The organism is Variovorax sp. PAMC26660, from assembly GCF_014302995.1.
Lineage (GTDB): Bacteria > Pseudomonadota > Gammaproteobacteria > Burkholderiales > Burkholderiaceae_C > Variovorax.
In genome coordinates, this window is record NZ_CP060295.1 from 6,483,783 (window position 1) to 6,505,327 (window position 21,545).

At 66.6% G+C, this 21,545-nt stretch carries 18 protein-coding genes; 9 read left to right on the plus strand and 9 right to left on the minus strand.

Translation table 11 applies throughout. From position 1 onward, the window contains the following. Window positions 1–17 precede the first annotated feature (17 nt). The 4 genes from H7F35_RS30420 to H7F35_RS30435 all read left to right on the plus strand — a co-directional run bounded on the left by H7F35_RS30420 (window position 18) and on the right by H7F35_RS30435 (window position 7,874). Complete coding sequence (locus tag H7F35_RS30420; RefSeq protein WP_187110220.1) at window positions 18–2,624, plus strand: [protein-PII] uridylyltransferase; 2,607 nt, start codon at window positions 18–20, stop codon at window positions 2,622–2,624. Window positions 2,625–2,714: 90 nt separating this feature from the next. Continuing rightward, the gene (locus H7F35_RS30425; RefSeq protein ID WP_187110221.1) at window positions 2,715–3,743 is read left to right on the plus strand and encodes a sensor domain-containing diguanylate cyclase; all 1,029 of its coding nucleotides are present in this window, start codon (window positions 2,715–2,717) and stop codon (window positions 3,741–3,743) included. Beyond that, on the plus strand, window positions 3,744–5,783 hold the full coding sequence (locus H7F35_RS30430) for a diguanylate cyclase (RefSeq protein ID WP_187110222.1): 2,040 nt from the start codon (window positions 3,744–3,746) through the stop codon (window positions 5,781–5,783). A gap of 204 nt (window positions 5,784–5,987) precedes the next feature. Then, window positions 5,988–7,874 carry a GspE/PulE family protein gene (locus tag H7F35_RS30435; RefSeq protein WP_187114467.1) on the plus strand — a complete coding sequence of 629 codons (1,887 nt, stop codon included), beginning with the start codon at window positions 5,988–5,990 and terminating at the stop codon, window positions 7,872–7,874. Window positions 7,875–7,920: 46 nt separating this feature from the next. On the opposite strand, the gene H7F35_RS30440 is transcribed toward H7F35_RS30435, so the two are convergent. Both H7F35_RS30440 and H7F35_RS30445 read right to left on the minus strand, forming a co-directional pair. Then, complete coding sequence (locus tag H7F35_RS30440; protein ID WP_187110223.1) at window positions 7,921–9,291, minus strand: putative bifunctional diguanylate cyclase/phosphodiesterase; 1,371 nt, start codon at window positions 9,289–9,291, stop codon at window positions 7,921–7,923. A gap of 136 nt (window positions 9,292–9,427) precedes the next feature. Next, complete coding sequence (locus H7F35_RS30445; RefSeq protein ID WP_187110224.1) at window positions 9,428–9,769, minus strand: hypothetical protein; 342 nt, start codon at window positions 9,767–9,769, stop codon at window positions 9,428–9,430. A gap of 89 nt (window positions 9,770–9,858) precedes the next feature. On the opposite strand from H7F35_RS30445, the gene H7F35_RS30450 reads away from it, so the two are divergent. Genes H7F35_RS30450 through H7F35_RS30460 form a run of 3 tightly spaced genes read left to right on the plus strand, consistent with a single transcriptional unit; the run spans window position 9,859 to window position 12,602 of the window. Continuing rightward, a complete protein-coding gene (locus H7F35_RS30450) occupies window positions 9,859–10,536 on the plus strand; it encodes an HAD family hydrolase (protein ID WP_187110225.1) in 678 nt (225 codons plus the stop codon). Beyond that, on the plus strand, window positions 10,533–12,188 hold the full coding sequence (pgm, locus tag H7F35_RS30455) for a phosphoglucomutase (alpha-D-glucose-1,6-bisphosphate-dependent) (RefSeq protein ID WP_187110226.1): 1,656 nt from the start codon (window positions 10,533–10,535) through the stop codon (window positions 12,186–12,188). Before H7F35_RS30450 ends, pgm begins: the two co-directional genes overlap by 4 nt. Window positions 12,189–12,203: 15 nt before the next feature. Further along, a complete protein-coding gene (locus H7F35_RS30460; RefSeq protein ID WP_187114468.1) occupies window positions 12,204–12,602 on the plus strand; it encodes a PPC domain-containing DNA-binding protein in 399 nt (132 codons plus the stop codon). Between the two features lie 19 nt (window positions 12,603–12,621). Here H7F35_RS30460 and H7F35_RS30465 read toward each other — a convergent pair whose 3' ends face one another. Genes H7F35_RS30465 through H7F35_RS30475 form a run of 3 tightly spaced genes read right to left on the minus strand, consistent with a single transcriptional unit; the run spans window position 12,622 to window position 14,604 of the window. After that, window positions 12,622–13,701: an aldo/keto reductase gene (locus H7F35_RS30465; protein ID WP_187110227.1), complete on the minus strand. Its 1,080-nt coding sequence runs from the start codon at window positions 13,699–13,701 to the stop codon at window positions 12,622–12,624. Beyond that, window positions 13,698–14,051 (minus strand): TIGR04076 family protein, encoded by a 354-nt coding sequence (locus H7F35_RS30470; protein WP_187110228.1) that lies wholly within the window; start codon window positions 14,049–14,051, stop codon window positions 13,698–13,700. Before H7F35_RS30470 ends, H7F35_RS30465 begins: the two co-directional genes overlap by 4 nt. Before the next feature lie 16 nt (window positions 14,052–14,067). Further along, window positions 14,068–14,604: a cupin domain-containing protein gene (locus H7F35_RS30475; RefSeq protein ID WP_187110229.1), complete on the minus strand. Its 537-nt coding sequence runs from the start codon at window positions 14,602–14,604 to the stop codon at window positions 14,068–14,070. Between the two features lie 224 nt (window positions 14,605–14,828). Between H7F35_RS30475 and H7F35_RS30480 the strand changes: the two genes are divergently transcribed. Both H7F35_RS30480 and H7F35_RS30485 read left to right on the plus strand, forming a co-directional pair. Continuing rightward, a complete protein-coding gene (locus H7F35_RS30480) occupies window positions 14,829–15,128 on the plus strand; it encodes a DUF3311 domain-containing protein (RefSeq protein ID WP_187110230.1) in 300 nt (99 codons plus the stop codon). Then, window positions 15,125–16,636, plus strand: coding sequence for a sodium:solute symporter (locus tag H7F35_RS30485; RefSeq protein WP_187110231.1), 1,512 nt, complete (start codon window positions 15,125–15,127; stop codon window positions 16,634–16,636). Before H7F35_RS30480 ends, H7F35_RS30485 begins: the two co-directional genes overlap by 4 nt. A gap of 18 nt (window positions 16,637–16,654) precedes the next feature. On the opposite strand, the gene H7F35_RS30490 is transcribed toward H7F35_RS30485, so the two are convergent. The 4 genes from H7F35_RS30490 to H7F35_RS30505 all read right to left on the minus strand — a co-directional run bounded on the left by H7F35_RS30490 (window position 16,655) and on the right by H7F35_RS30505 (window position 21,388). Beyond that, complete coding sequence (locus H7F35_RS30490) at window positions 16,655–18,025, minus strand: homoserine dehydrogenase (protein WP_187110232.1); 1,371 nt, start codon at window positions 18,023–18,025, stop codon at window positions 16,655–16,657. Window positions 18,026–18,297: 272 nt separating this feature from the next. Continuing rightward, complete coding sequence (locus H7F35_RS30495; protein ID WP_187110233.1) at window positions 18,298–19,353, minus strand: amino acid ABC transporter permease; 1,056 nt, start codon at window positions 19,351–19,353, stop codon at window positions 18,298–18,300. Next, the gene (locus H7F35_RS30500; protein WP_187110234.1) at window positions 19,350–20,348 is read right to left on the minus strand and encodes an ABC transporter permease subunit; all 999 of its coding nucleotides are present in this window, start codon (window positions 20,346–20,348) and stop codon (window positions 19,350–19,352) included. Before H7F35_RS30500 ends, H7F35_RS30495 begins: the two co-directional genes overlap by 4 nt. After that, window positions 20,345–21,388: an amino acid ABC transporter substrate-binding protein gene (locus H7F35_RS30505; protein WP_187110235.1), complete on the minus strand. Its 1,044-nt coding sequence runs from the start codon at window positions 21,386–21,388 to the stop codon at window positions 20,345–20,347. Before H7F35_RS30505 ends, H7F35_RS30500 begins: the two co-directional genes overlap by 4 nt. Window positions 21,389–21,545: the final 157 nt, after the last annotated feature.

Consider the following 21,545-nt stretch of genomic DNA (forward strand, 5'->3'; position numbering starts at 1 on the left):
AACGCGCGCCCCCCGCCGTGATCGAAGCAGCCAATATCGACGTGGCGACGCTGCGCGAAGCCTATCGCGCGAAGAAGCTCGCTCTCTTCGACACCCTGCGCTTTGCGCGCGCACCCACGCGCAGCGTGCACACCGTGCTGCGCCAGCTCTCGGCGCTGGCCGACCAGACGCTCTGCACGCTGTGGGAAGAAGCCGATTTCGGCGATTCGCTGACCCTGGCGGCGGTCGGTGGCTTCGGCCGCGGCGAGTTGTTTCCGTATTCCGACGTCGACGTGCTCCTGCTGCTGCCGCCCGAAGGCCATGAGAGCGAGATCGACCCGGCCCGCATCGAGGCCTTCATCGGCCACTGCTGGGACGCCGGGCTCGAAATCGGCTCCAGCGTGCGCACGGTCGAAGAGTGCCTGGCCGAGGCCGAGAAGGACGTCACCGTCCAGACCTCGCTGCTCGAAGCCCGCCTGATCGCCGGCAACAAGAAGCTCTTTACCGCCTTTCGCCGCCGCTTCACCCGTGCCATCGATCCGCAGGCCTTCTTTGTTGCCAAGTCGCAGGAAATGCGGCACCGCCACCAGAAGTTCGACAACACGCCCTACGCGCTCGAACCCAACTGCAAGGAATCGCCGGGCGGCCTGCGCGATCTGCAGACCATCTTGTGGATGACCAAGGCCGCCGGCTTCGGCAGCCGCTGGGACGACCTCGCCAAGAATGGCCTGGCCACTTCTTTCGAGGCCCAGCAGATCAAGCGCAACGAGGCCCTGCTCTCGCTGATTCGCGCCCGCCTGCACGTGATTGCCAACCGGCGCGAAGACCGCCTGGTGTTCGACCTGCAGACCGCCGTGGCCGCCAGCTTCGGCTACGAAAGCGAATCGCAGCGCAAGTCCAGCGAGGCGCTGATGCGGCGCTACTACTGGGCGGCCAAGGCGGTGTCGCAACTCAACCAGATCCTGCTGCTCAACATCTCGGAGCGGCTGCAGCCCATCGACGAGCAGCACACGCCGATCAACGAGCGCTTCTACGAGCGTGCCGGCCTGATCGAGATTGCCAGCGACGACCTCTACGAGCACGAGCCGCACGCAGTGCTCGAGACCTTCCTGCTCTATCAGAAGACCATCGGCGTGAAGGGCCTGTCGGCGCGCACGCTGCGCGCGCTGTACAACGCGCGCCACGTGATGGACAGCAAGTTCCGCAACGACCCGGTCAATCACCAGACCTTCATGCGGATCCTGATGCAGCCCTATGGCATCACGCATGCCTTCCGGTTGATGAACCAGACCTCGGTGCTGGGGCGTTACCTGCGCGTATTCCGCAGCATCGTGGGGCAGATGCAGCACGACCTGTTCCATGTGTACACGGTCGACCAGCACATCCTGATGGTGCTGCGCAATGTGCGGCGCTTCTTCATTGCCGAGCATGCGCACGAGTACCCGTTCTGCTCGCAGCTCGCGGCCGGCTGGGACAAGCCCTGGATTCTTTATGTCGCGGCGCTGTTCCATGACATCGCCAAGGGCCGTGGCGGCGACCACTCGACGCTCGGCGCGCGCGACGTGCAGCGCTTTTGCAAGCAGCACGGCATTGCGCGCGAAGATTCCAGGCTCATCGAATTCCTGGTCGCCGAACACCTGGTGATGAGCCAGGTCGCGCAAAAGCAGGACCTGAGCGACCCCGAGGTGATCGGTGCCTTCGCCAAGCGCGTGGGCAACGAGCGCTACCTGACGGCGCTCTATTTGCTGACCATCGCCGACATCCGCGGCACCTCGCCCCGCGTGTGGAATGCGTGGAAGGGCAAGCTGCTCGAAGACCTGTACCGCTTCACCCTGCGCGCGCTCGGCGGCCGCATGCCCGACCCGGACGCCGAGGTCGAGTCGCGCAAGCGCGAGGCGCTGGTGCTGCTCGCCCTGCACGCCCAGCGCTTCGAGGCGCACAAGGCCCTGTGGGACACGCTCGACGTCGGCTACTTCATGCGCCACGACGCCGTCGAGATCGCCTGGCACGCCAAGCAGCTCTCGCGCTTCGTGCCGCCGAAGAACGTGCCCATCGACCCGAAGGCGCCGCCGATCGTGCGCGCGCACCTGTCGCCGGTGGGCGAAGGGCTGCAGGTGGTGGTCTACACGCCCGACCAGCCCGATCTGTTCGCGCGCATCTGCGGCTACTTCGACCAGTCGTCCTTCAGCATCCTGGATGCCAAGGTGCACACCACGAGCGACGGCTATGCGCTGGACACCTTCCAGGTCGTGACCACCTTCCTGCCCGACCACTACCGCGATCTGATCAGCATGGTCGAGTCGGGCCTGGGCCACACGCTCACCGAAGCCGGCCCCCTGCCCGCGCCCAGCATGGGTCGCGTGTCGCGCCGGGTGCGCAGCTTTCCGATCAAGCCGCGCATCAGCCTCGTGCCCGACGACAAGGCGCAGCGCTGGGTGCTCAGCATCTCGGCCAGCGACCGCGCCGGCCTGCTGTATTCGGTGGCCCGCGTGCTCGCGCGCCATCACCTGAACCTGCAGCTCGCCAAGGTCACGACGCTGGGCGAGCGCGTGGAAGACAGCTTCCTCATCAGCGGCCCGGAGTTGCAAGGCCAGAAAACACAGCTGGCGATCGAAACCGAACTGATGGACGCCCTGGCTTCCTGAGCCGCCGATTCCCGAGTGGCGCCGCGGGTCATACGGCCCATCGCGCACACAAAGCCGGCGTTGCGGACCATCGCCATCAGAATGTCGGGCATGGACTCTTTGATCGAACAGCTTTCCGACTCGGTTTCCTCCGCAAGGACGCTGGAAGACCTCGCGCGCCCGATGCTCGAAATGCTCGAAGTGGTCACCGGCCTCGAGTCGACGTACCTCACGACCATCGATCTGGACAAGGGCTTGCAGCACATTCTTTTTGCGCGCAACGTCAAGCAACTGACCATTCCCGAAGGGCTGTCGGTGCCCTGGGCCGACACGCTCTGCAGGCGCGCGCTCGAAGAGGGCCGCCCCTACACCGACGACGTCGCGAACTGCTGGGGCGACGCCGACGCGGCGCAGCAGCTCGGCATCCAGACTTATATGAGCACGCCCGTGAAGACCGACAGCGGCGGCCTTTACGGCACGCTGTGCGCCGCCAGCGCGCTGCGGCGTCCGCTGCCCTCCCATGCGGAATCGGTGCTCCAGCTTTTCGCGCGGCTGATCGGCCAGCAGGTCGAGCGCGAACTGCTGTTCGTCAAGCTCAAGAAGGCCAACACCGAGCTGGCCGCCTTCGCATCGACCGATTCGCTGACCGGCCTGGCCAACCGCCGCTCGCTCATCGACGCGCTGCGCCGCATGCTCGCGCAGGCCGCGCGGGACGGCCATTGCGTGCTGGTCGGCTTCATCGACCTGGACGATTTCAAGAAGATCAATGACGCGCACGGCCAGGACACGGGCGACGAATTCCTGGCCGCCATGGCCGCGCGGCTGTCGACCTCGCTGCGCGCCAGCGACATGCACGCGCGCTTCGGCGGCGACGAGTTCGTGGTGATCGGCCCCGGCCCCGCGCTGGGCGAGGCGCCGGCCGACGCGGCGCAGGCGCTCGAAGCGCGCGTGGCCGCCAGCACGGTCAGCGAACTGCGGCTGCATCGGGCGACCGTTCGCTACGAAGGCGCCAGCGTCGGCGTGGTGGCGGTCGATCCGCGTACCGTCTCCGCCGAAGAAGCCTTGCGGAAAGCGGACGACGCGATGTACGAAGTCAAGCGCCATCGTCGCGCGGCGAGCAGGGAAATGTCTGCCGTCTGAATGAAAACCGATCGGCTGACACGTCTCGAAAGCGCCCTGGGTTCGCTCAAGGCACGGATCACGATGGGCGGGATCATGGCGCTGGTGCTCGGCATCGGCCTGATCACGACCATCCTCGTGGGCCGCACCGAGCACGACCTTCTTGAATCGCAGCGCCAGCGCGAGATGAGCGAATCGGTGCGTACCGCGGCGCTGCTGGGCCACAACGTGCTCCAGTTGCAGCGCGTGCTCGAATCCGTGACGGCAATGCTCGACGAACCCACGCTGCGGAACCCCGCAGCGCTGAAGGAGTTCATGCAAAGCAAGCCGGTGATGCGCAATTTCTTCGCCAACATCTACCTGGCGTCGCCCGATGGCCAGGTGCGCATCATGGTGGACGAGAAGGGCCTGTCGTGGCCCGCGCTGAACATCGGCGACCGCCGCTACTTCGGCCTCACGCTGGCCGAAGGCCGGCCGATGGTGTCGGCCGCGCTGCGCGGCTCGCTCACCGGCGAACCCATCATTGCCTTCACGCAGCCAGTGCGCAACGCCGGGGGCGTCTATGCGGTGCTGGGCGGCACGTTGCGGCTGTCCAGCCGCGACCTGCTCGACGGACTGGTCGACACACAGAGCGGCGACGCCGGTGTGCTCACCATCGTCACCGACACCCAGGGCCGGGTGCTGGCCCATCCTGATTCCAGGAAACTTCTGCACTCGATTTCCGACGAGCCCCGGCTGGCGCAAGCCTTCAAGGCATGGCTGGCCAGCGGCAGCCCAGTCGAGCCGCAGGGGCTCCTGCTGCCGCAGGCGCACGAGATCGTCAGCGCCGCCGGCGTGCCCGGGCCCGACTGGATCGTGTGGCGCGAGCGCTCTGAAGCCGAGGTGCTGGCGCCCGTCAAGGCTGCGCGCGAGCAAGCCACGATCTGGGCCGGCAGCCTTGTCGCCGTACTGTCCGTCGGGCTCTTCCTGACCTTATGGTGGCTGTTGCAGCCGCTGACGTTGCTGGAGCGGCGCGCACAGCACATGTTCGACGCGGGCATGAAGCCTGAAGATGGCTGGCCCGACGCTGATGGAGAGATCGGCAATCTCGGCAAGGTGCTGCGCCAGGTCGGCATCCAGCGGGCCGGGCTGGAACAGCTGAACAGCGAGATGATCAGCAAGCTGCGCTCGGTGATGCGCGCGGCGCCCATCGGCATCGCCTTCGTCCGCGACCGGCGTTTCGAACTGGTGAGCGACGAGCTGTGCCGCACGCTCGCCTATTCGACCGACCAGCTGCTGGGCCAGCCGGTCGACATGATCGTCGTGCCGCCGGAAGACGGACAGCCCGACCTCGCCACGCTGGAAAAAGAGGCTTTTGCGACCGGCAACTCCTACGTGGGCGAATGCCGCATGCGGCGTGGCGACGCCTCCCGCTTCTGGGCCCGGCTGCGCAGCCGGCCGGTCGATCCGGCGCACACGGATTTCGGCTCGATCTGGACACTGGTCAACATCGAAGAACAGCGCAGCGCCCGCCGTGCCCTCGAATGGTCGGCCGCCCATGACGGCCTGACCGGCCTGGCCAACCGCCAACGCTTCGACCAGCAGGCGCAGCGTCTGATTGCCGCGCGGCCGGACTCGCTGCCCGCGGCGCTGGTGTTCATCGATCTCGACCACTTCAAGGCGGTCAACGACACCGCCGGCCATATTTCGGGCGACGCGATGCTGCGCGCGGCGGCGGCGGCCATCATGTCGCGCGTGCGTTCCGGTGACCTCGCCGCGCGCATCGGCGGCGATGAATTCGCGCTGCTGCTCGAACGGTGCAGCCACGAGGCGGCGGTGGGTGTGGCAGAGGACATCGTGGCCTCGATCTCGGCGATCGCGCTGCCCTGGCTGTCGGGCAGCCTGCAGATCGGCGCCAGCATTGGCGTGGCCAGCCTGACGCCGGAGATCGACACCGTCAATGCCTGGGTCGACGCGGCCGATGCCGCGTGCTACGCCGCGAAGGCCGCAGGCCGTGGCGTGGTGCGCGTAGGCCGCGCGCCCGGCACGCCCGACAGCACTCCGGGACAAGGCCAGTCCTGACGCGCAAGCCCGCAGGCTGTCAGGTCCAAAAAGGCCACGGCCAGCATCGGCAGCACAGGCACTCAAGCCGCTCCATGGAACGGCAGAGCATGTATACACGCTACGATGCGAAGCCGGCGGGACACAATCCGATCACGTTTCAACCAGTTTCATAGAGGCTCTGCCGCACAGGGCCAGAACAAATCCAAACAGGAGATCGACCTCATGTCATCTACCGAAGTCGTCTTGCCGGAGCAGCTGCTGAGAGAGCTTGAAGCTCAGAGTCGCATGCCGATCGCGCGGATCGGCGAGGCGCTGGTATCGCTGGGCATGGTCACCGACGAGCAATTGCTCGCCGGGCTTGCCCAGCAAAAAAAGGCTCCCGATGTGCCGTTGGGCGAGACGCTGGTGCGCATGGGCGTCGTCAGCCGGGGCCAGCTCCAGACCGCGCTGGTGCGAAAGATGGGCTACCCCCTGGTGAATCTGCACATGTTTCCGGCAGCTGCGGAAGCCCTGCGCAAGATCAACCACGCTGTTGCCCGGCGTCTGCAGGTCATGCCGCTGATGCTGCACCAAGGGCGTCTCGTCCTTGCGCTTGAAGACCTGTCCAACCAGCACTCGGCCATCGATGAAGTCGAGTTCATTGCGCAGATGAAGGTCATCCCGGTCCTTGGACAATGCCTTGACCTGGACAGCGTGCTGCAAAGGGCCTACCAGAAAGTCGGAGAGACGGCAACCGGCTTCTCCTTTGGCATCGATCCGGCGCAGCCCATCGAATTCGACATGGCCGGTACCGGCGAGTTGCTGCAGACCCTCGAGAAGGAGGGCCAGTCGTCCGCAGCCCCTGAAGCACAGATCGAGCAATCGGACAACTCCCTGGTGCGGATGATCAACAGCATGATTCTCGAAGCGCACCGCGAAGGCGCCTCGGACATCCACATCGAAAGCTACCCGGGGCAAGAAAAAACCCGCATCAGGTTTCGCCGCGATGGACGGCTCTACACCTACCTGGAGCTTCCGCCCAGCTACCGCAACGAGATCGTCGCGCGCGTGAAGATCATGTGCGACCTGGACATCAGCGAAAAGCGCAAGCCGCAGGACGGAAAGATCAACTTCGCGAAGTTCTCGCCGCAGCATCGCATCGAATTACGGGTTGCGACGATTCCAACCACCGGCGGCCTCGAAGACGTGGTGATGCGCATCCTGGCCTCGGCCAAGCCGATTCCCATGAGCGAACTGGGCCTGTCGGAACGCAACCTTGCACAGCTGACACAGGCCGTCGAACGCCCCTACGGAATGGTGCTGTGCGTCGGGCCCACCGGCTCGGGGAAAACCACGACGCTGCACTCGGCGCTGATGCAGATCAACACGCCGGAGCGAAAGATCTGGACCGCGGAAGACCCTATCGAGATCACGCAGACCGGCCTGCGGCAGGTGCAGGTCAACCCTCGCATCGATTGGACCTTCGCCAAGGCTCTGCGAGCCTTCGTGCGCGCGGACCCGGACGTGATCATGGTCGGCGAGATCCGGGATGAAGAAACCGCGAAGACGGCCATCGAGGCGTCGCTGACTGGTCACCTCGTGCTCTCGACCCTGCACACCAACAGCGCGCCGGAAACCGTGACCCGGCTGCTGGACATGGGCATGGACCCCTTCAACTTCGCGGACTCGCTGCTGGCGGTGCTGGCCCAGCGGCTGGTGCGCCGCCTCTGCACCCACTGCATCAGCAGCAGCCCCGCCAGTTCGGAGCGCATCGAGGAACTGCTGGCCAACTACATGCATGCGTTCGGTGCGGGCGATACCCCGACGGAACGCGAGTCCGTGCGCAGCGACTGGCTGCGTCGCTACGGCCGCGACGGACAGCTGCAGGTCTACAAGAGCGTGGGATGCAAGCACTGCGACGACACCGGCTTCAAGGGGCGCGTCGGCATCCATGAACTCATGGTGATGTCGAAGGGCTTGCGCCGGCTCGTGCAAGGCGGCGCTCGTGCGGAGGAACTCCAGGAAGCCGCGCTGCGCGAAGGCATGCGCACCCTGCGTCAGGACGGCATTGACAAGGTGCTTGCCGGCAAGACGACTTACGAGGAAGTGCGCGCGACCAGCAATGTGTGAGTGCGCCTGAAGGCAGGGGCGCAATGCCCCGCGCCACGACGGGCACTCAGGCGGCAGTCTGCGGTGGCGGCAGCGCCGCGCTCGGCATCGAATTCGTGCCCCACAAGGGCGCCTTCTCGAATTCACTCACCCACTTCAACACATCCTTGGCGGCCATCGGCATCGCGATGCCATAGCCCTGTGCCAGCGTGCAGCCCATGGCGAGCAGCGCTTCGCCCTGCCCCAGCGTTTCCACGCCTTCGGCCACGGCCGTGAGCCCGAGCGCCTGCAGCAACGCGAGGATGCCCTGCACGATCGCGCGGTCCTGCGCGTTGTCGAGCATGCCGCGCACGAAGGACTGGTCGATCTTCACCGCCGACACCGGCAGTTGCCGCAGGTAGGTCAGCGATGAATAGCCGGTGCCGAAGTCGTCGATGGTGACGCCCACGCCGAGCGCCTTGCAGGCCTCCACGAAAAGCGCCACGTTCGCGAACTGGCTGATGGCCGTGGTCTCGAGGATCTCCAACTCCAGCATGCCGACGCCCATGTTCGGAAACTGGGACAGGTGCCGCGCAAGCCGGTCGACAAAGTCCCATCGCATCATGTGGCGCGGTGCGACGTTCACGCTGACTGAAATCTCGAGGCCGGCCAAGCGCCACTGGTGCGCCTGCCAGAGCGCCATGCCGATGGCCCAATCTCCGACCTGCTCGACCAGCGCGTCGTCCTCGATCAGCGGCACGAACTGCACGGGCGGCAGCAGACCGCGCTCGGGGTGCTGCCAGCGGATCAGTGCCTCGACGCCGACGACCACGCCGCGCTGCATGTCGACCTTGGGCTGGTAGACGAGGAAGAACTCGTCGCGCACCAGCCCCTCTTGAATGCGCTGCCGCTCGCGCACCACCTGCTCGTCGGCGCGTGCCTGGGGCGCATCGAAGTAATGGACCTTGCCATCGGAAGCGCGCTTGGCGAAGAAGGCCGCGTGCTGCGCCTGGCGCAAGGCGGTTTCGGGCGGCGGGCCGCTACTGTCCAGGAGCATGGCGCCAATGCTGGCATCGAGGTTGACGGACTGGTCGCGCCAGGTCCAGGGCGCTGCCAGCGCGGCCTGGATGCTTTCGAGCACCTGCGCGCATTGCGAGGCGCCCAGGCCGGCGAACACGGCTGCGAATTCGTCGCCGCCGACGCGGGCCATCACACTTTCGCGCGGCAACTGGGCCTGGATGCGCCGGCCCACTTCTTCGAGCGCGGCATTGCCGGCAACCATGCCCAGGCGGTCGTTGAGGTCGCGAAAGCGATCGATGTCGAGGTAGCACACGGCGGCCAGACGCTTGCCTGAACGGGCCCAGTCGGCCATCAGCGGGCGCAACACCTCATCCGGCGGGAGGCGTGCCGAACCGTCGTAGTGCGACGGAAGTGAGATGAGGGGTTGCTTGGTCGACAAAGAAAAGTGGCTCCGGAAAGTCGCGGACTATTGTTCTCCCAATTCAGGGCTTTCTGCGTTTTGCAACGTCGATTTGTTACCAGCGCGGTTTATGCACAACACTCGCGCACGAAGCGCGGCGCCGAACAGTGGGCGGTCAACCGCAATACGCACCCACGATGCGACCCGTGGGCTCGACCTGGACATTGAGCCGCGTCGCATCCTGTGCCGGGTCCGGGGCGTCGGTCGACAGCACGGTGCGGCCCAGCCGGGCACCGGCGCGCTGGCGCATTTCCTCCAGCAATTGCGGCGTGGCGCGCAGCCCCAGCCCGAAACGCACGGCGGTGGCCAGGCAGGCCTCGGGTGGCGGCGCAAAGCTCGGCGGCTCCGGCACTTCGGAGGTCAGCGGCCGGTCTTTGGGCGGCGCCTGGCAGCCGGCCAGCACAAGGGTCAGGGCGAAAAGGCAAATCAGGTCTCGTCCATTCGTCGTCATGCGCATCCTTTCTTCCTCCGTGAAACTGGGGCGAAGCTTATCCGAGGGGTATGCTGAACGTGAAGCGCCACACTGGCCCACGGGCCTCATCTTTCATGACACAGCCTGCAAGCACCGTTTTCCTGATCGACGTCGACAACACGCTGCTCGACAACGACCGCGTCGTGGCCGACCTGCACACGCACCTCGACGAGACCTTCGGCCCGGAAAGCGCCAGCCGCTACTGGGTGGCGCTCGAAGCGCTGCGCAGCGAGCTCGGCTATGTCGACTACCTGGGTGCGCTGCAACGCTACCGCGCCGAGGAAAGCCATCGCGGCATGAGCGATTCGCGCTTGCTGCTGATGTCGGGCTTCCTCATCGACTATCCCTTTGCCGACCGGCTGTATCCGGGCGCGCTGGCGGCGCTGGAGCATCTGCGCCGCCACGGGCCCACGGTGATCCTGTCGGACGGCGACGTGGTGTTCCAGCCGCGCAAGGTGCAGCGCTCGGGCCTGTGGGAAGCCACCGAAGGCCGCGTGCTGATCTACGTGCACAAGGAGCAGATGCTCGATGCCGTCGCGCAGTGCCACCCCGCCGCGCACTACGTGATGGTCGACGACAAGCTGCGCATTCTCTCGGCCATGAAGGCCATCTGGGGGCCGCGCCTCACCACGGTCTTCGTGCGGCAGGGGCACTACGCGCTCGACACGCAGGCCATTGCCGCCTACGCGCCCGCCGACATCACCGTCGAGTGCATCGGCGATCTGGTCAACCTCGATTTTTCTTCGACATGAGCCAAGCAACCAACCCTCTCGCGGGCCAGCCCGCACCGCTCGACCTGCTGGTCAATGTGCCTCGCCTGGTGTCGGCCTACTACACCGGGCAGCCCGACCCCACGGTGCCGAGCCAGCGCGTGGCCTTCGGCACCTCGGGCCATCGCGGCTCATCGTTCGACAACGCGTTCAACGAATGGCATGTGCTGGCGATCAGCCAGGCGATCTGCGACTGGCGCAAGCAGAACGGCATCGACGGGCCGCTATTCCTGGGCATCGACACGCATGCGCTCTCGACGCCCGCCTTCAACAGCGCGGTCGAGGTGCTGGCGGCCAACGGCGTCGAGCTGATGCTGTCGAAGGACGACGAGTACACGCCAACGCCCGCCGTGTCGCATGCGATCCTGGTCTACAACCGAGGACGCACGACGGGGTTGGCCGACGGCATCGTCATCACGCCTTCGCACAACCCGCCCGAGAGCGGCGGCTTCAAGTACAACCCGCCGAACGGCGGCCCGGCCGGCACCGACATCACCTCCGCCGTGGAAGCCGCCGCCAACAGGATGCTGGCGAGCAGGCTCGACGGCGTGAAGCGCATGCCGCTCGCCCAGGCGCTGCGCGCAGCCACCACGCACCGGCACGACTACCTGAACACCTACGTCGAAGACCTGGCCAACGTGCTCGACATGGACGCAATTCGCGGCGTGGAGATCGACCTGGGCGTCGATCCGCTGGGCGGCGCGGGCGTGCACTACTGGCCGGCCATTGCCGAGCGCTACAAGCTCAAGCGCCTGCAAGTGCTGAACCAGGAGGTCGACCCGACCTTCCGCTTCATGTCGCTCGACTGGGACGGCCGCATCCGCATGGACCCGTCATCGCCCGACGCAATGCACAAGCTGATCGAACTGAAAGACCGCTTCGGCATCGCCTTTGCCTGCGACACCGACCATGACCGCCACGGCATCGTCACGCGCAGCGCGGGGCTGATGCAGCCCAACAGCTACCTCGCGGTGATGGTCGACTACCTCTACACCCACCGGCCACAGTGGCCCGCGCAGGCGGCCGTCGGCAAGACGGTGGTGAGCAGCCAGATGATCGATCGCGTCACCGCGCGGCTGGGCCGCAAGCTGTACGAGGTGCCGGTCGGCTTCAAGTGGTTCGTCGACGGACTGGTCGATAGCTCGCTGGGCTTTGGCGGCGAAGAAAGCGCGGGCGCGACCTTCCTGCGGCTGGACGGCTCGACCTGGACCACCGACAAGGACGGCCTCGTGCCCGCCTTGCTCTCTGCCGAGATCGCCGCGCGCACCGGGCGCGACCCGGGCGAGCGCTATGTCGAACTGACGCAGGCGCTGGGCAGGCCCGTGTCCGACCGGGTGGATGCCGCAGCCACAGTCGAACAGAAGAAGCGGCTGTCGAGCCTGTCGCCGGAGCAGATCCGCTCGACCGACCTGGCGGGCGAGAAGATCGTCAACGTGCTGAGCCACGCGCCGGGCAATGGCGCGGCCATCGGCGGCGTGAAGGTCATGATCGAGAACGGCTGGTTCGCCGCGCGGCCTTCGGGCACAGAGAACATCTACAAGATCTACGGCGAGAGCTTCCTGGGCAAGGAACACCTGGCACGCATCCTTGAAGAGGCGCAGCACGTGGTGGACGGCGCGCTCTCGGGGTCCTGATTGGGCGTGCACGGCATGCACACGATGGTGCTGCGGCTGAACCCGGGCGATGACCTGCGGACCGCGCTCGACCTCGCGCTGAAGCAAAGCGGCAGCAAGGCCGCATTCGTGGTGTCGGGCATCGGCAGCCTCGCCGGCGCGAGCATCCGTTTCGCGGAGGCCGAGGCGCCGACACGGATCGAAGGCGCACTGGAAATCCTCACGCTGGCGGGCTCGCTTTCGCCGGATGGATCGCATCTGCACATCAGCGTGTCGGATGCCGAGGGGCACGTCTTCGGTGGCCATGCGGCGCCGGGGTGCGTGGTGCGCACCACGGCCGAGATCCTGATTGCGCAACTGCCCGACTGGCAGTTCTCGCGTGAGACGGACGCCGCCACCGGCTACGCCGAACTGGTGCCGCGCCACCAGCCCTGAGCCCCGTCGTGCGCCGCGTTCAGTGCTGCGGCGCGTCGTTCAGGTCGTATTTCATGATTCGGCCGTGGCGCCCTTCGAGGTCGCGCTCGACGGCATACACGTCGCCGCTGGGCGCGCTGCGCTGCGACAGCACCGCATCCAGCGCACCGAGGTCGGCCGCGTCGAGTTGCAAATCGAGCACCTTCATGTGGTCCGCAAGATGGTCGCCGCGCCGCACGCCGACGATGACGGCCGCGACGGCCGGCTGCTGCAGCACCCAGCGCATGGCCACTGTCGGGATCGACACACCATGCCGCTGCGCAACCTGTTGCAGTTGCGCCAGCAGTTGCTGGAACAGGTCCCAGCCACCGAAGTCGTCGATGACGAGCTTGTACTTGACCAGCGAACGGTTCTCGAAGGTGTGGCCCGGATCGCTCTTGCCCAGCCAGCGCTCCGACAGGAAACCGCCGGCCACGCTGCCGTAGCACAGCAGCTTCATGCCCGACTGCGCGCAGTACGGCGTCATGAGCGGCAAGGGCCGCTGGTCGAGCAGCGAGTACTGCACCTGCATGCTGAACAAGGGCACGCCCGCTTCTGCCAGTTCACGCGCATGCGGCGTGTCGAAGTTGGTGCCGCCCACGCGGTCGATCTTGCCGGCGCGCTGCAACTCGGTGAGCCAATGCGCGACTTCGAGGTAGCGCGGAACGCTGTAGTCCCACCAGTGGAACTGCACCAGATCGAGCCGTTCCATGCGCAAGCGCTTGAGCGAGCGGTCGATGGTCTGCTCGACCTGGCGCTTGTCGATGGTCGGCAAGATGGCAAGGTCGGGCACGAACTTGGTGTGCACCCGCAGTTGCGAAAGGCTGTCGCGGCCGTGGCGCTGCAGGTGGTCGGCGCGGAACTCGCCGATCATTTCCTCGACGCCCGTGTAGATGTCGGCGCAATCGAAGGTGGTGATGCCGGCGTTGTAGTACGCCGCCATGTCGGCAATGGCGCTTTCGCGGTCGACGTCACCGTGCCCGCCGGCCAGTTGCCAGCCGCCTTTGAGCAAACGGGAGATCGAGTAACCGGGCGCGAGTTCGATGCGGTGCTGCAAAGAAGAAGCTGGAGAAGAAATCATGAGGGTTCGTTCGAAGGATGGACAACCGCCGTGGTGTCGGCGTGGCGAAAGGTGCGCAGCCCGATGCGGGTGATGCGAAAGCGCGATGGGCAATGCGGATCGGGGCAGGCCACTTCGGCGTCGGTGCTCATCCAGTCGTTCGCGTCGGTGGGCCGCTGCTTGGCGGCCAGCAATGGCAGCAAGGCGCCGAGCGAATAGATGGAAAAGCCCTGCCCCTCGGGCAGATGCAGCATCTCGCCGCGCAGCTCGAAGAAGTCGCCGACCTTGGCGCCGCAATAGAGCTTGGCGCCTTCGGGGGCGACGACCTCGACGCGCAGGTCATGGAGCGTGAAGCGGGTGTCGGTGGTCATCGGGGGCCTTGCAGGTTCAGGGGTTGGGTGGCGTCACCGACAAGATGATTTCGGTCGGCGCCTGCGACTGGTTCATGTAGCGGTGCGGCAGCCGCGAGTCGAACGAGATGCTTTCGCCGGCCAGCACCGGGTAATCGACGCCCGCAATCTGCGCCACCAGCGCGCCGCCGACGACGTATACGCACTCCGTCGAGGCATGGCCGCGCGGCTCGTCCGCCGACACCTGCCCCGGTTGCAGCACGGCGCGCAGCACTTCGAGCTGCCCGTTGCCGGCCGTGAGGCGCTCGTAGCCGACCTGCCCCTTGGGCGCGGTGAGCAGCGAGCGTTCGCCCGGTCGGCTGATCCATACCGAAGGCGGCGCCGGCGCAGAAAACAGCGAGGACACCGATTCGCCGAACACGCCGGCCAGCCGGCGCATGGTCTCGAGGCTGGGGTCGGTGACCGAGCGCTCGATCTGGCTGAGCAACGTGGCCGACACGCCCGCCTGGGTCGCCAGCTCGCGCAGCGACAGGCCGCGCACGGTCCGCAACTCCTTCAGTCGTTCACCGATCATGCGGGCATCCTGATTTTGTGCAGTATGGCTTCATTGGATGGCGATGGTATGTGCTGTGCAACTGCACGTCAACGGTGCGTGCGCCCGAACCCGGTGCGCTGAGGAAAATTCCTTTTATTTCAATGGAAAGTTCAAAAAAATAGCGGAATACCATCTTGCGCTTTGCAGCAACCTGGCTGCACACTCCGTCGGATTTTGTGCAGTATCACTTTACAGGAGCTGAGATGGTCGACGCCCCCACCGCGCGCAACAGCAGCAAGCCACGCCGCCTCGGTCATCGATGGCTGCTGGTCTTTCCCTTCGTCTGGCAAGCCTGCCTGGCGCCGGCAGTGAACGACATCGCCGCCACGCCCTTCGGACTGCCCTTTCCGATGTTCTGGCAGATGGCCGGCATCGTGCTCACGAGCGTGGTGATTGCGCTCGTTTTCAAGCTCGATGGGCGGGCCGGCGTGGAAGCCGAAGAAGCCGACTTTCTGGCAAAGAGCCTTCGTGCCGACAACGCAAGCAAGGACGGCGCGCCATGAAGCTTGCGATCGTCCTCGCCATATTGCTCGCCACGGTGGCGGGCGCCATCGCCTACGGCCGCCGCACCCGCCACGGCAAGAGCTTTGCCGACTGGGCCGTCGGCGGACGCAGCCTAGGCACGCTGGTGTTCTGGTTCATGAATGCCGGCGAGGTCTACACGACCTTCGCTGTGCTCGGCATCTCGGGCTACGCGTGGGCGCTGGGCGCACCCGCCTACCTCGCGTTCTGCTCGGTGTCGATGAGCTACGCGGTGGGCTACTGGCTCATGCCGAAGATCTGGCGCGCGGGCCGGCTCGGGCGGCTGCTCACGCAATCGGACTTCTTCGCCGCGCGCTACGACGCGCCTTGGCTCGGCGTGCTCACGGGCGTGGTGGGCATCGCATCGCTGGTCGTGTACGTGCAGATCCAGTTGGTGAGCCTCGGGCTGATCGTGCAGCTCACGCTGGGCAGCAGTATCTCGAGCGAGGCCGCGACGATGGGCGCGGGCCTGCTGATGGTGGCCTTCGTCTTCGCGGCGGGCGTGCGTTCGGCCGCTTTCGCGGCCGGCGTGAAAGATGTGCTGATGGTCATCGTCGTGGTGCTGCTGAGCGTGACCGTGGCCAGCAAGGTCGGCGCGGCCTCGCTGCTCGACCTGTTCTCGATGGCCGAGGCGCAGCACCCCGGCATCGGCAAGTTCCCGGGCCTGGACGCCACCTCACCGACCACTGCGATCTGGCTCATGACCTCGGCCATCAACATCGCGCTGGGCAACTGGGTCTTTCCGCACCTGTTCCAGATGTCGTACACGGCGCACAGCGCCACGGCGATCCGCCGCAACGCGATCTGGCAGCCGCTGTATTCGCTGGCCTATTTCTTCATCATCCTGCTGGGCTTCGCAGCGCTGCTGGTCCACACGCAGCCGCCGGGTGGCAACCTGAACGCGGCGCTGCTGCAGTTCGTGTCGGACCGTTATCCGGCGTGGACGGTCGGCCTTCTCGCGGGCACGGGCTTCCTGCTGGCGCTGGCGCCGGGCTCGCTGCTGTTGCTGACGGCCGGCTCGATCTTCACGCGCAACGTGGTGCGGCCGTTCCGGCCTGGCCTGGGCGAGCGTGGGTCGCTGGCGCTATCGCGCGGCTCGCTGGTGGTGTTCGCGGCGATCGCGGTCTGGCTTTCGGTCAGCCAGAAGGGCTCGCTGGTGAAGATCCTGCTCGACGCCTATTCGGCCATCGGCATGCTCGCGCCCGGCGTGTTCCTCGGCTTCCTGTGGAAGCGCACGAGTGCGGTCGGCGTGCTGGCCGGGCTGGTGGCGGGCTTTGTCGCATTGTTGGCGCCCTTCGCGGCGAAGTTCTGGGCCACGGCAGTGCCGCAATGGGAGGCCGGACTGATCGCGATGGCGATCAACGCGGCGGTGGTCGTGATCGTCAGCCTGGCCACTGCAGCGCCGCGGCGCGAAGCGATCGCGCTGGGGCTGCACGACGAGCCGCTGCCCGATGCCGGCGCATCGGAGCTGCGCGCACAGACGGTCTGAGGCGGCGGGGAAAGACGCTCAGGCTTCCAGCGCTTCCACACACAGCGTCACCACCGGGCCGGCCGCCTCGGCCCGCGCCTGCAGCGCATGCACGGCGAGGTCTACCGCGCTTTGCAATACCGGCCCCGTCAGCACCAGCACCTGCGGGCCCACGTCGGGTCGTTCTGTCGCCAGGACGACCTGCCGAACCGGTACACGCTGCTCGGCAAGGCAGGCCGTCACCGCCTGGATCTGGCTGACCGAGTGCACCGGCACGCGCAGGTAGTGCGCCGTGTGCACAGCGGCGCGCGGCAGCACCGGCAAGGCGTTCGTCGCGTGGGCATGCACACCCAGATGCGGCACGTGGTTTGCGGCATGGACCCCATCGAGCCGCGCCACGTCGACCAGGTCGGCGATCACAGCCGATGCGGTCTGCTCCGAGCCGGCACCCGCGCCGTAGTACATCGTCAGGCCAGCAGCATCGCTCTTGACCATGACTGCGTTCATCGATCCATTCACGTGCGCCATCAGGTGATCGGCAGGCACCAGCGCGGGCTGCACGCGCAGCTCCACACCCGCCGCCTGCCGGCGCGCCATGCCCAGCAGCTTGATGCGATAGCCCAGCTGCTCGGCACAGGCCACGTCGAGGCTCTGCAAGGCGGTGATGCCCTCCACCTGCGCATCGACAAAGCGCAGCGGCATGCCGAAGGCATTGGCGGCCAGCAGCGTGAGCTTGTGGGCGGCATCGATACCTTCGATGTCGAAGCTCGGGTCGGCTTCCGCATAGCCGAGCGACTGGGCCTGCGCGAGCGCGGCGGCGAAGTCCACCCCTTCATCGCGCATCTTGCTCAGAATGAAGTTGGTGGTGCCGTTGATGATGCCGGCCACCCATTCAATGCGATTGGCCGCAAGGCCTTCGCGCAGCGCCTTGATGATGGGAATGCTCACGGCCACCGCGCCTTCGTAGGCCACGGCCACGCCCTGCTCCCGCGCGGCGGCGAAGATTTCAGTGCCATGCACCGCCAGCAGTGCCTTGTTGGCCGTGACCACGTGCTTGCCGTGCGCGATGGCTGCCAGCACCCAGTCGCGCGCGGGGCCGGTGCCGCCGGCAACCTCGACCACCACGTCGACGTCGGGGTGCGTGGCCACGTGCAGCGGGTCGGAAGTGAGCGGCACTCTGCCTTGGACGATCGCTGCGGCCCGTTCGAGATTGCGGGCCGCCACGATCACCAACTCGATCGCCCGGCCGGCGCGGGCAGCGATGTCGGCCCGGTTGCGGGCCAGCACGCGGAAGGTGCCCGAGCCCACGGTGCCGATGCCGATCATCCCGACACGCAGGGGACGAATGGCCGCCCGATCGGTGTTCAGGCTGTGCAGGGGCTCGAGGGATTCAGCGGGTTCGCGGTACATGGACATCTCCAGACGAAAAAACAAAACCCAGCTGCCAGAGCTGGGTTCATTCGTTCGGGGAGAGAGCGATACACCAGGTGGCTGCCGGAACGGCCACCTGTGCGTGCTCAGGTGGCCGCGTTGGTAATGGTGGTAATCATTCGAGCAACAACCATCGCCTGCACGGAGGCAGGCGGCATCATGCAAGCCATGGAGGCTGCGGCGGATGCGGGGGTGAAGTTGTGGCTCGACATGAGGGCCGGAGTGTACAACAGGCGTTTTGGCGGTCCAGCTCAGGGCGCAGCCGACAGGCGTTTTTCGAGCCACACGCTGTAGCGCGAGAGCCCGAAGCACAGCACCCAGTACACCGCAGCGATGAACAGGTAGCCCTCGAGGTAGAACGGCCGCCAGGTCGGATCACCACCGAGCGCCAGGCCGAGTGCACCCGTCAACTCGAACAAACCGACCACCGTGACCAGCGAGGTATCTTTCAGCGTGCCGACCACGCTGTTGGTCAGCGCCGGCACCACGAGGCGCAGCGCCTGCGGCAGCACGATGTCGCGCTGCACCGGCCAGCGGCCGAAGCCGAGCGCCATCGCAACCTCGGTCTGTTCGCGCGGCACGGCCTGCAGGCCACCACGGATGATCTCGGCCAGATAAGCCGCCACGAACAGCGTGAGGCCCGCGAGCACGCGCACCAGCACGTCGGGCTGCCAGCCCGCCGGCCACAGCAGCGGCAGCAGGAACGAGGCCATGAACAGCACCGAGATCAGCGGCACGCCGCGCACCAGCTCGATATAGCTCGCGCTCAGCGTGCGCACCACCGGCCAACCCGAGCGGCGCCCCAACGCCAGCAACAGCGCCAGCGGAAAGGCCAGCGCCAGTCCGACCACGGCCAGCCCGATGGTCAGCGGCAGGCCGCCCCATCGGCTTGTCGGCACAGGGCTCAGGCCGGCGACACCGCCGCGCATCAGCAGCACGAACAGCAGCAGCGCGCCAACCCAGAGCGGCACCAGCCACCAGCGCCAACTGCGCGGCCACGCGCTGAGCACGGTGACGGCCGACAGCACGACCACCGCGATCGCCGGGCGCCATTGCTCTTCATAGGGGAAGCGGCCGAACAGCATCGGCCGCCATTTCTCGGCCACCACGCCCCAGCAGGCGCCGTGCTGCACCGCGCGGCAGGCTTCCGCATCGGGGCGGAACACGGCATGCACCACGCCCCACTCGATGGCGTGAAAACCGCCCCACACGAGCAGCGCCAGCAACAGCACGGTGGCCAGCGCGCGCAACGGCGAGCCCCAGAGTTCGCTGCGCCACGCGATCGGGCCTTGCGCGACGTTCCTCATCGCCAGCCCCGCAGCGCGACGCGCGCGTTGTAGCGGTTCATGCCGAAGGAGATCAGCAGTGACAGCAGCAGGTAGATCGCCATGATGATCGCAATGCACTCGAAGGCCCGGCCGTTCGAGCCGATGGTGGTGTTGGCCACCGACACCAGCTCCGGATAGCCCACGGCCACGGCGAGCGACGAATTCTTGGTGAGGCTCAGCAACTGGTTGGTGAGCGACGGCACGATCACGCGCAGCGCCTGCGGCAGGATCACGATGCGCAACTGCTGCCCCGACGACAGCCCCAGCGCCTGCCCCGCGAGCACCTGCCCCTGCGAGACCGACAGGATGCCGGCACGCACGATCTCGGCCACGAAAGCCGCCGAATAGAACGACAGGCCCGCCACGATGGTCACGTACTCCGGGCTCAGCGCAGCGCCACCGCTCACGCCGAAATCACCACGCTCGGGCCACTCGAAATGCGTGGGCCACCAGCCGCCCTCGCCCGCCACGGGCCAGGGCACGCTGAGTCCGCCCTTGCTGAGCCACACGCCGAGCATCAGATGCACGGGTTCGGTCGGATCGGGCAGCAGATTGGCCATCGCGAAGGCCAGCATCAGCAACTGCACCAGCAGCGGCACATTGCGCAGCAGCTCGACATACGCGGTGCAGATGCCGCGCAGCAGCACGTGCGGCGCCAGCCGGCCAATGCCGATCAGCGTGCCGAGCACCACGGAAAAGATGGCCGCGGGCACCGCCGCGCGCACCGTGTTGATCAGGCCCGCGAGGAAGGCGCGCCAGAAGGGCTGGCTCGCATCGAAGTCGAGCCAGCCTTCGCTGATCGAGAAACCCGCAGGCTCGGTAAGAAAGTCGAAGCCGGAGCGGACGCCGCGCGCGCGCAGCACTTCGAGCGCGTGATGCACCACCCAGACCGCGGCGGCCACGACGGCCAGCACCAGCAGCGCCTGGACAGCCCAGGCCAGCCAGGCGCCGCGGCGCGAGGCCTCCCGGCTCATCGAACCGGTGGTGCGTAAATGAGACCGCCCTTGCTCCAGAGGTTGTTCGAGCCGCGCGGCAGCTTGAGCACCGACTTCGGTCCGACGTTGCGCTCGAACATTTCGCCGTAGTTGCCCACGGCCTTGATCGCGCGGAACGACCAGTCTTTGTCGAGGCCCAGCAGCTTGCCGAGGTCTTCACCGGTGCCGACGAGGCGCTGCTGCGCCGGGTCCTTGCTGTTGGCCTTGAGTTCGTCGGCATTGGCCTGCGTGATGCCGAACTCTTCCGCCTCGATGAGCGCGTTGGGCACCCACTTGGCAATGGCGAACCATTCGTCGTCGCCACGGCGCACCAGCGGCGCGAGCGGTTCCTTCGAGATCAGCTCGGGCAGGATGATGTAGTCGTCAGGGTTCGGCGCTTCCTTGTTGCGCAGGCCGGCCAGCGCCGAGGCGTCGGTGGTGAAGGCCTGGCAGCGGCCCGAGAAGAAGGCCTTGAACGACGCCTCGAAGCTCTCGAACACGACGGTCTTGACCGGGATGCCCTGCGCGCGGAAGTAGTCCGACACGTTCTTCTCGTTGGTGGTGCCCGACTGCGTACAGATGGTGGCGTTCTTGAGCTGCTTGGCGCTGGTCACCTTGAGCTTCTTCGGCACCAGGAAGCCCTGGCCGTCATAGTAGGTGATGGTGGTGAAGTTGAAGCCGAGCGACGCGTCGCGCGTGAGCGTCCAGGTGGTGTTGCGAGCGAGGATGTCGATCTCGCCGGCCTGCAGGGCCGAGAAACGCTGCTGCGAATTGAGCGGCACGAAGTCGACCTTCTTGCCGTCGCCGAGCACGGCGGCCGCAATGGCGCGGCAGGTGTCGACGTCGAGACCCGACCAGTTGCCCTGGGTGTCGGGGGCGGAGAAACCCGCCACGCCGTTGGTCACTCCGCACTTGACGGTGCCGCGTTGCTTGACCGCATCGAGCGTCTTGCCGGCAAAGGCTGGCGCCGCAGAGGCAAAGGCGACAACGGACGCAGCAGCAAGCAGGGCCGGACGGAATCCGGCGAATCGGTTCTTCATTGGTGTTCTCCTCAACAGTAAGCAAAAGGCAGTGTACGGGGCGACACGGCACTCTGCCAAAGAACTCCGGGTTGGATGCATATGCGCCTGCACGCCCCGCAATCGACCTCCCCGAAGCGCCGCCGGTTCACTACCATACGGCCCTCGAATCACTCTC

Bases quoted from the DNA above. Each gene is read 5' to 3' on its own strand.
- H7F35_RS30505 (WP_187110235.1), bottom strand. From the start codon at position 21,388: ATGAAGAACCGATTCGCCGGATTCCGTCCGGCCCTGCTTGCTGCTGCG.
- H7F35_RS30475 (WP_187110229.1), bottom strand. From the start codon at position 14,604: ATGATCGGTGAACGACTGAAGGAGTTGCGGACCGTGCGCGGCCTGTCG.
- H7F35_RS30465 (WP_187110227.1), bottom strand. From the start codon at position 13,701: ATGATTTCTTCTCCAGCTTCTTCTTTGCAGCACCGCATCGAACTCGCG.
- H7F35_RS30470 (WP_187110228.1), bottom strand. From the start codon at position 14,051: ATGACCACCGACACCCGCTTCACGCTCCATGACCTGCGCGTCGAGGTC.
- pgm (WP_187110226.1), top strand. From the start codon at position 10,533: ATGAGCCAAGCAACCAACCCTCTCGCGGGCCAGCCCGCACCGCTCGAC.
- H7F35_RS30485 (WP_187110231.1), top strand. From the start codon at position 15,125: ATGAAGCTTGCGATCGTCCTCGCCATATTGCTCGCCACGGTGGCGGGC.
- H7F35_RS30425 (WP_187110221.1), top strand. From the start codon at position 2,715: ATGGACTCTTTGATCGAACAGCTTTCCGACTCGGTTTCCTCCGCAAGG.
- H7F35_RS30495 (WP_187110233.1), bottom strand. From the start codon at position 19,353: ATGAGGAACGTCGCGCAAGGCCCGATCGCGTGGCGCAGCGAACTCTGG.
- H7F35_RS30490 (WP_187110232.1), bottom strand. From the start codon at position 18,025: ATGTACCGCGAACCCGCTGAATCCCTCGAGCCCCTGCACAGCCTGAAC.
- H7F35_RS30460 (WP_187114468.1), top strand. From the start codon at position 12,204: ATGCACACGATGGTGCTGCGGCTGAACCCGGGCGATGACCTGCGGACC.
- H7F35_RS30500 (WP_187110234.1), bottom strand. From the start codon at position 20,348: ATGAGCCGGGAGGCCTCGCGCCGCGGCGCCTGGCTGGCCTGGGCTGTC.
- H7F35_RS30450 (WP_187110225.1), top strand. From the start codon at position 9,859: ATGACACAGCCTGCAAGCACCGTTTTCCTGATCGACGTCGACAACACG.
- H7F35_RS30430 (WP_187110222.1), top strand. From the start codon at position 3,744: ATGAAAACCGATCGGCTGACACGTCTCGAAAGCGCCCTGGGTTCGCTC.
- H7F35_RS30435 (WP_187114467.1), top strand. From the start codon at position 5,988: ATGTCATCTACCGAAGTCGTCTTGCCGGAGCAGCTGCTGAGAGAGCTT.
- H7F35_RS30445 (WP_187110224.1), bottom strand. From the start codon at position 9,769: ATGCGCATGACGACGAATGGACGAGACCTGATTTGCCTTTTCGCCCTG.
- H7F35_RS30480 (WP_187110230.1), top strand. From the start codon at position 14,829: ATGGTCGACGCCCCCACCGCGCGCAACAGCAGCAAGCCACGCCGCCTC.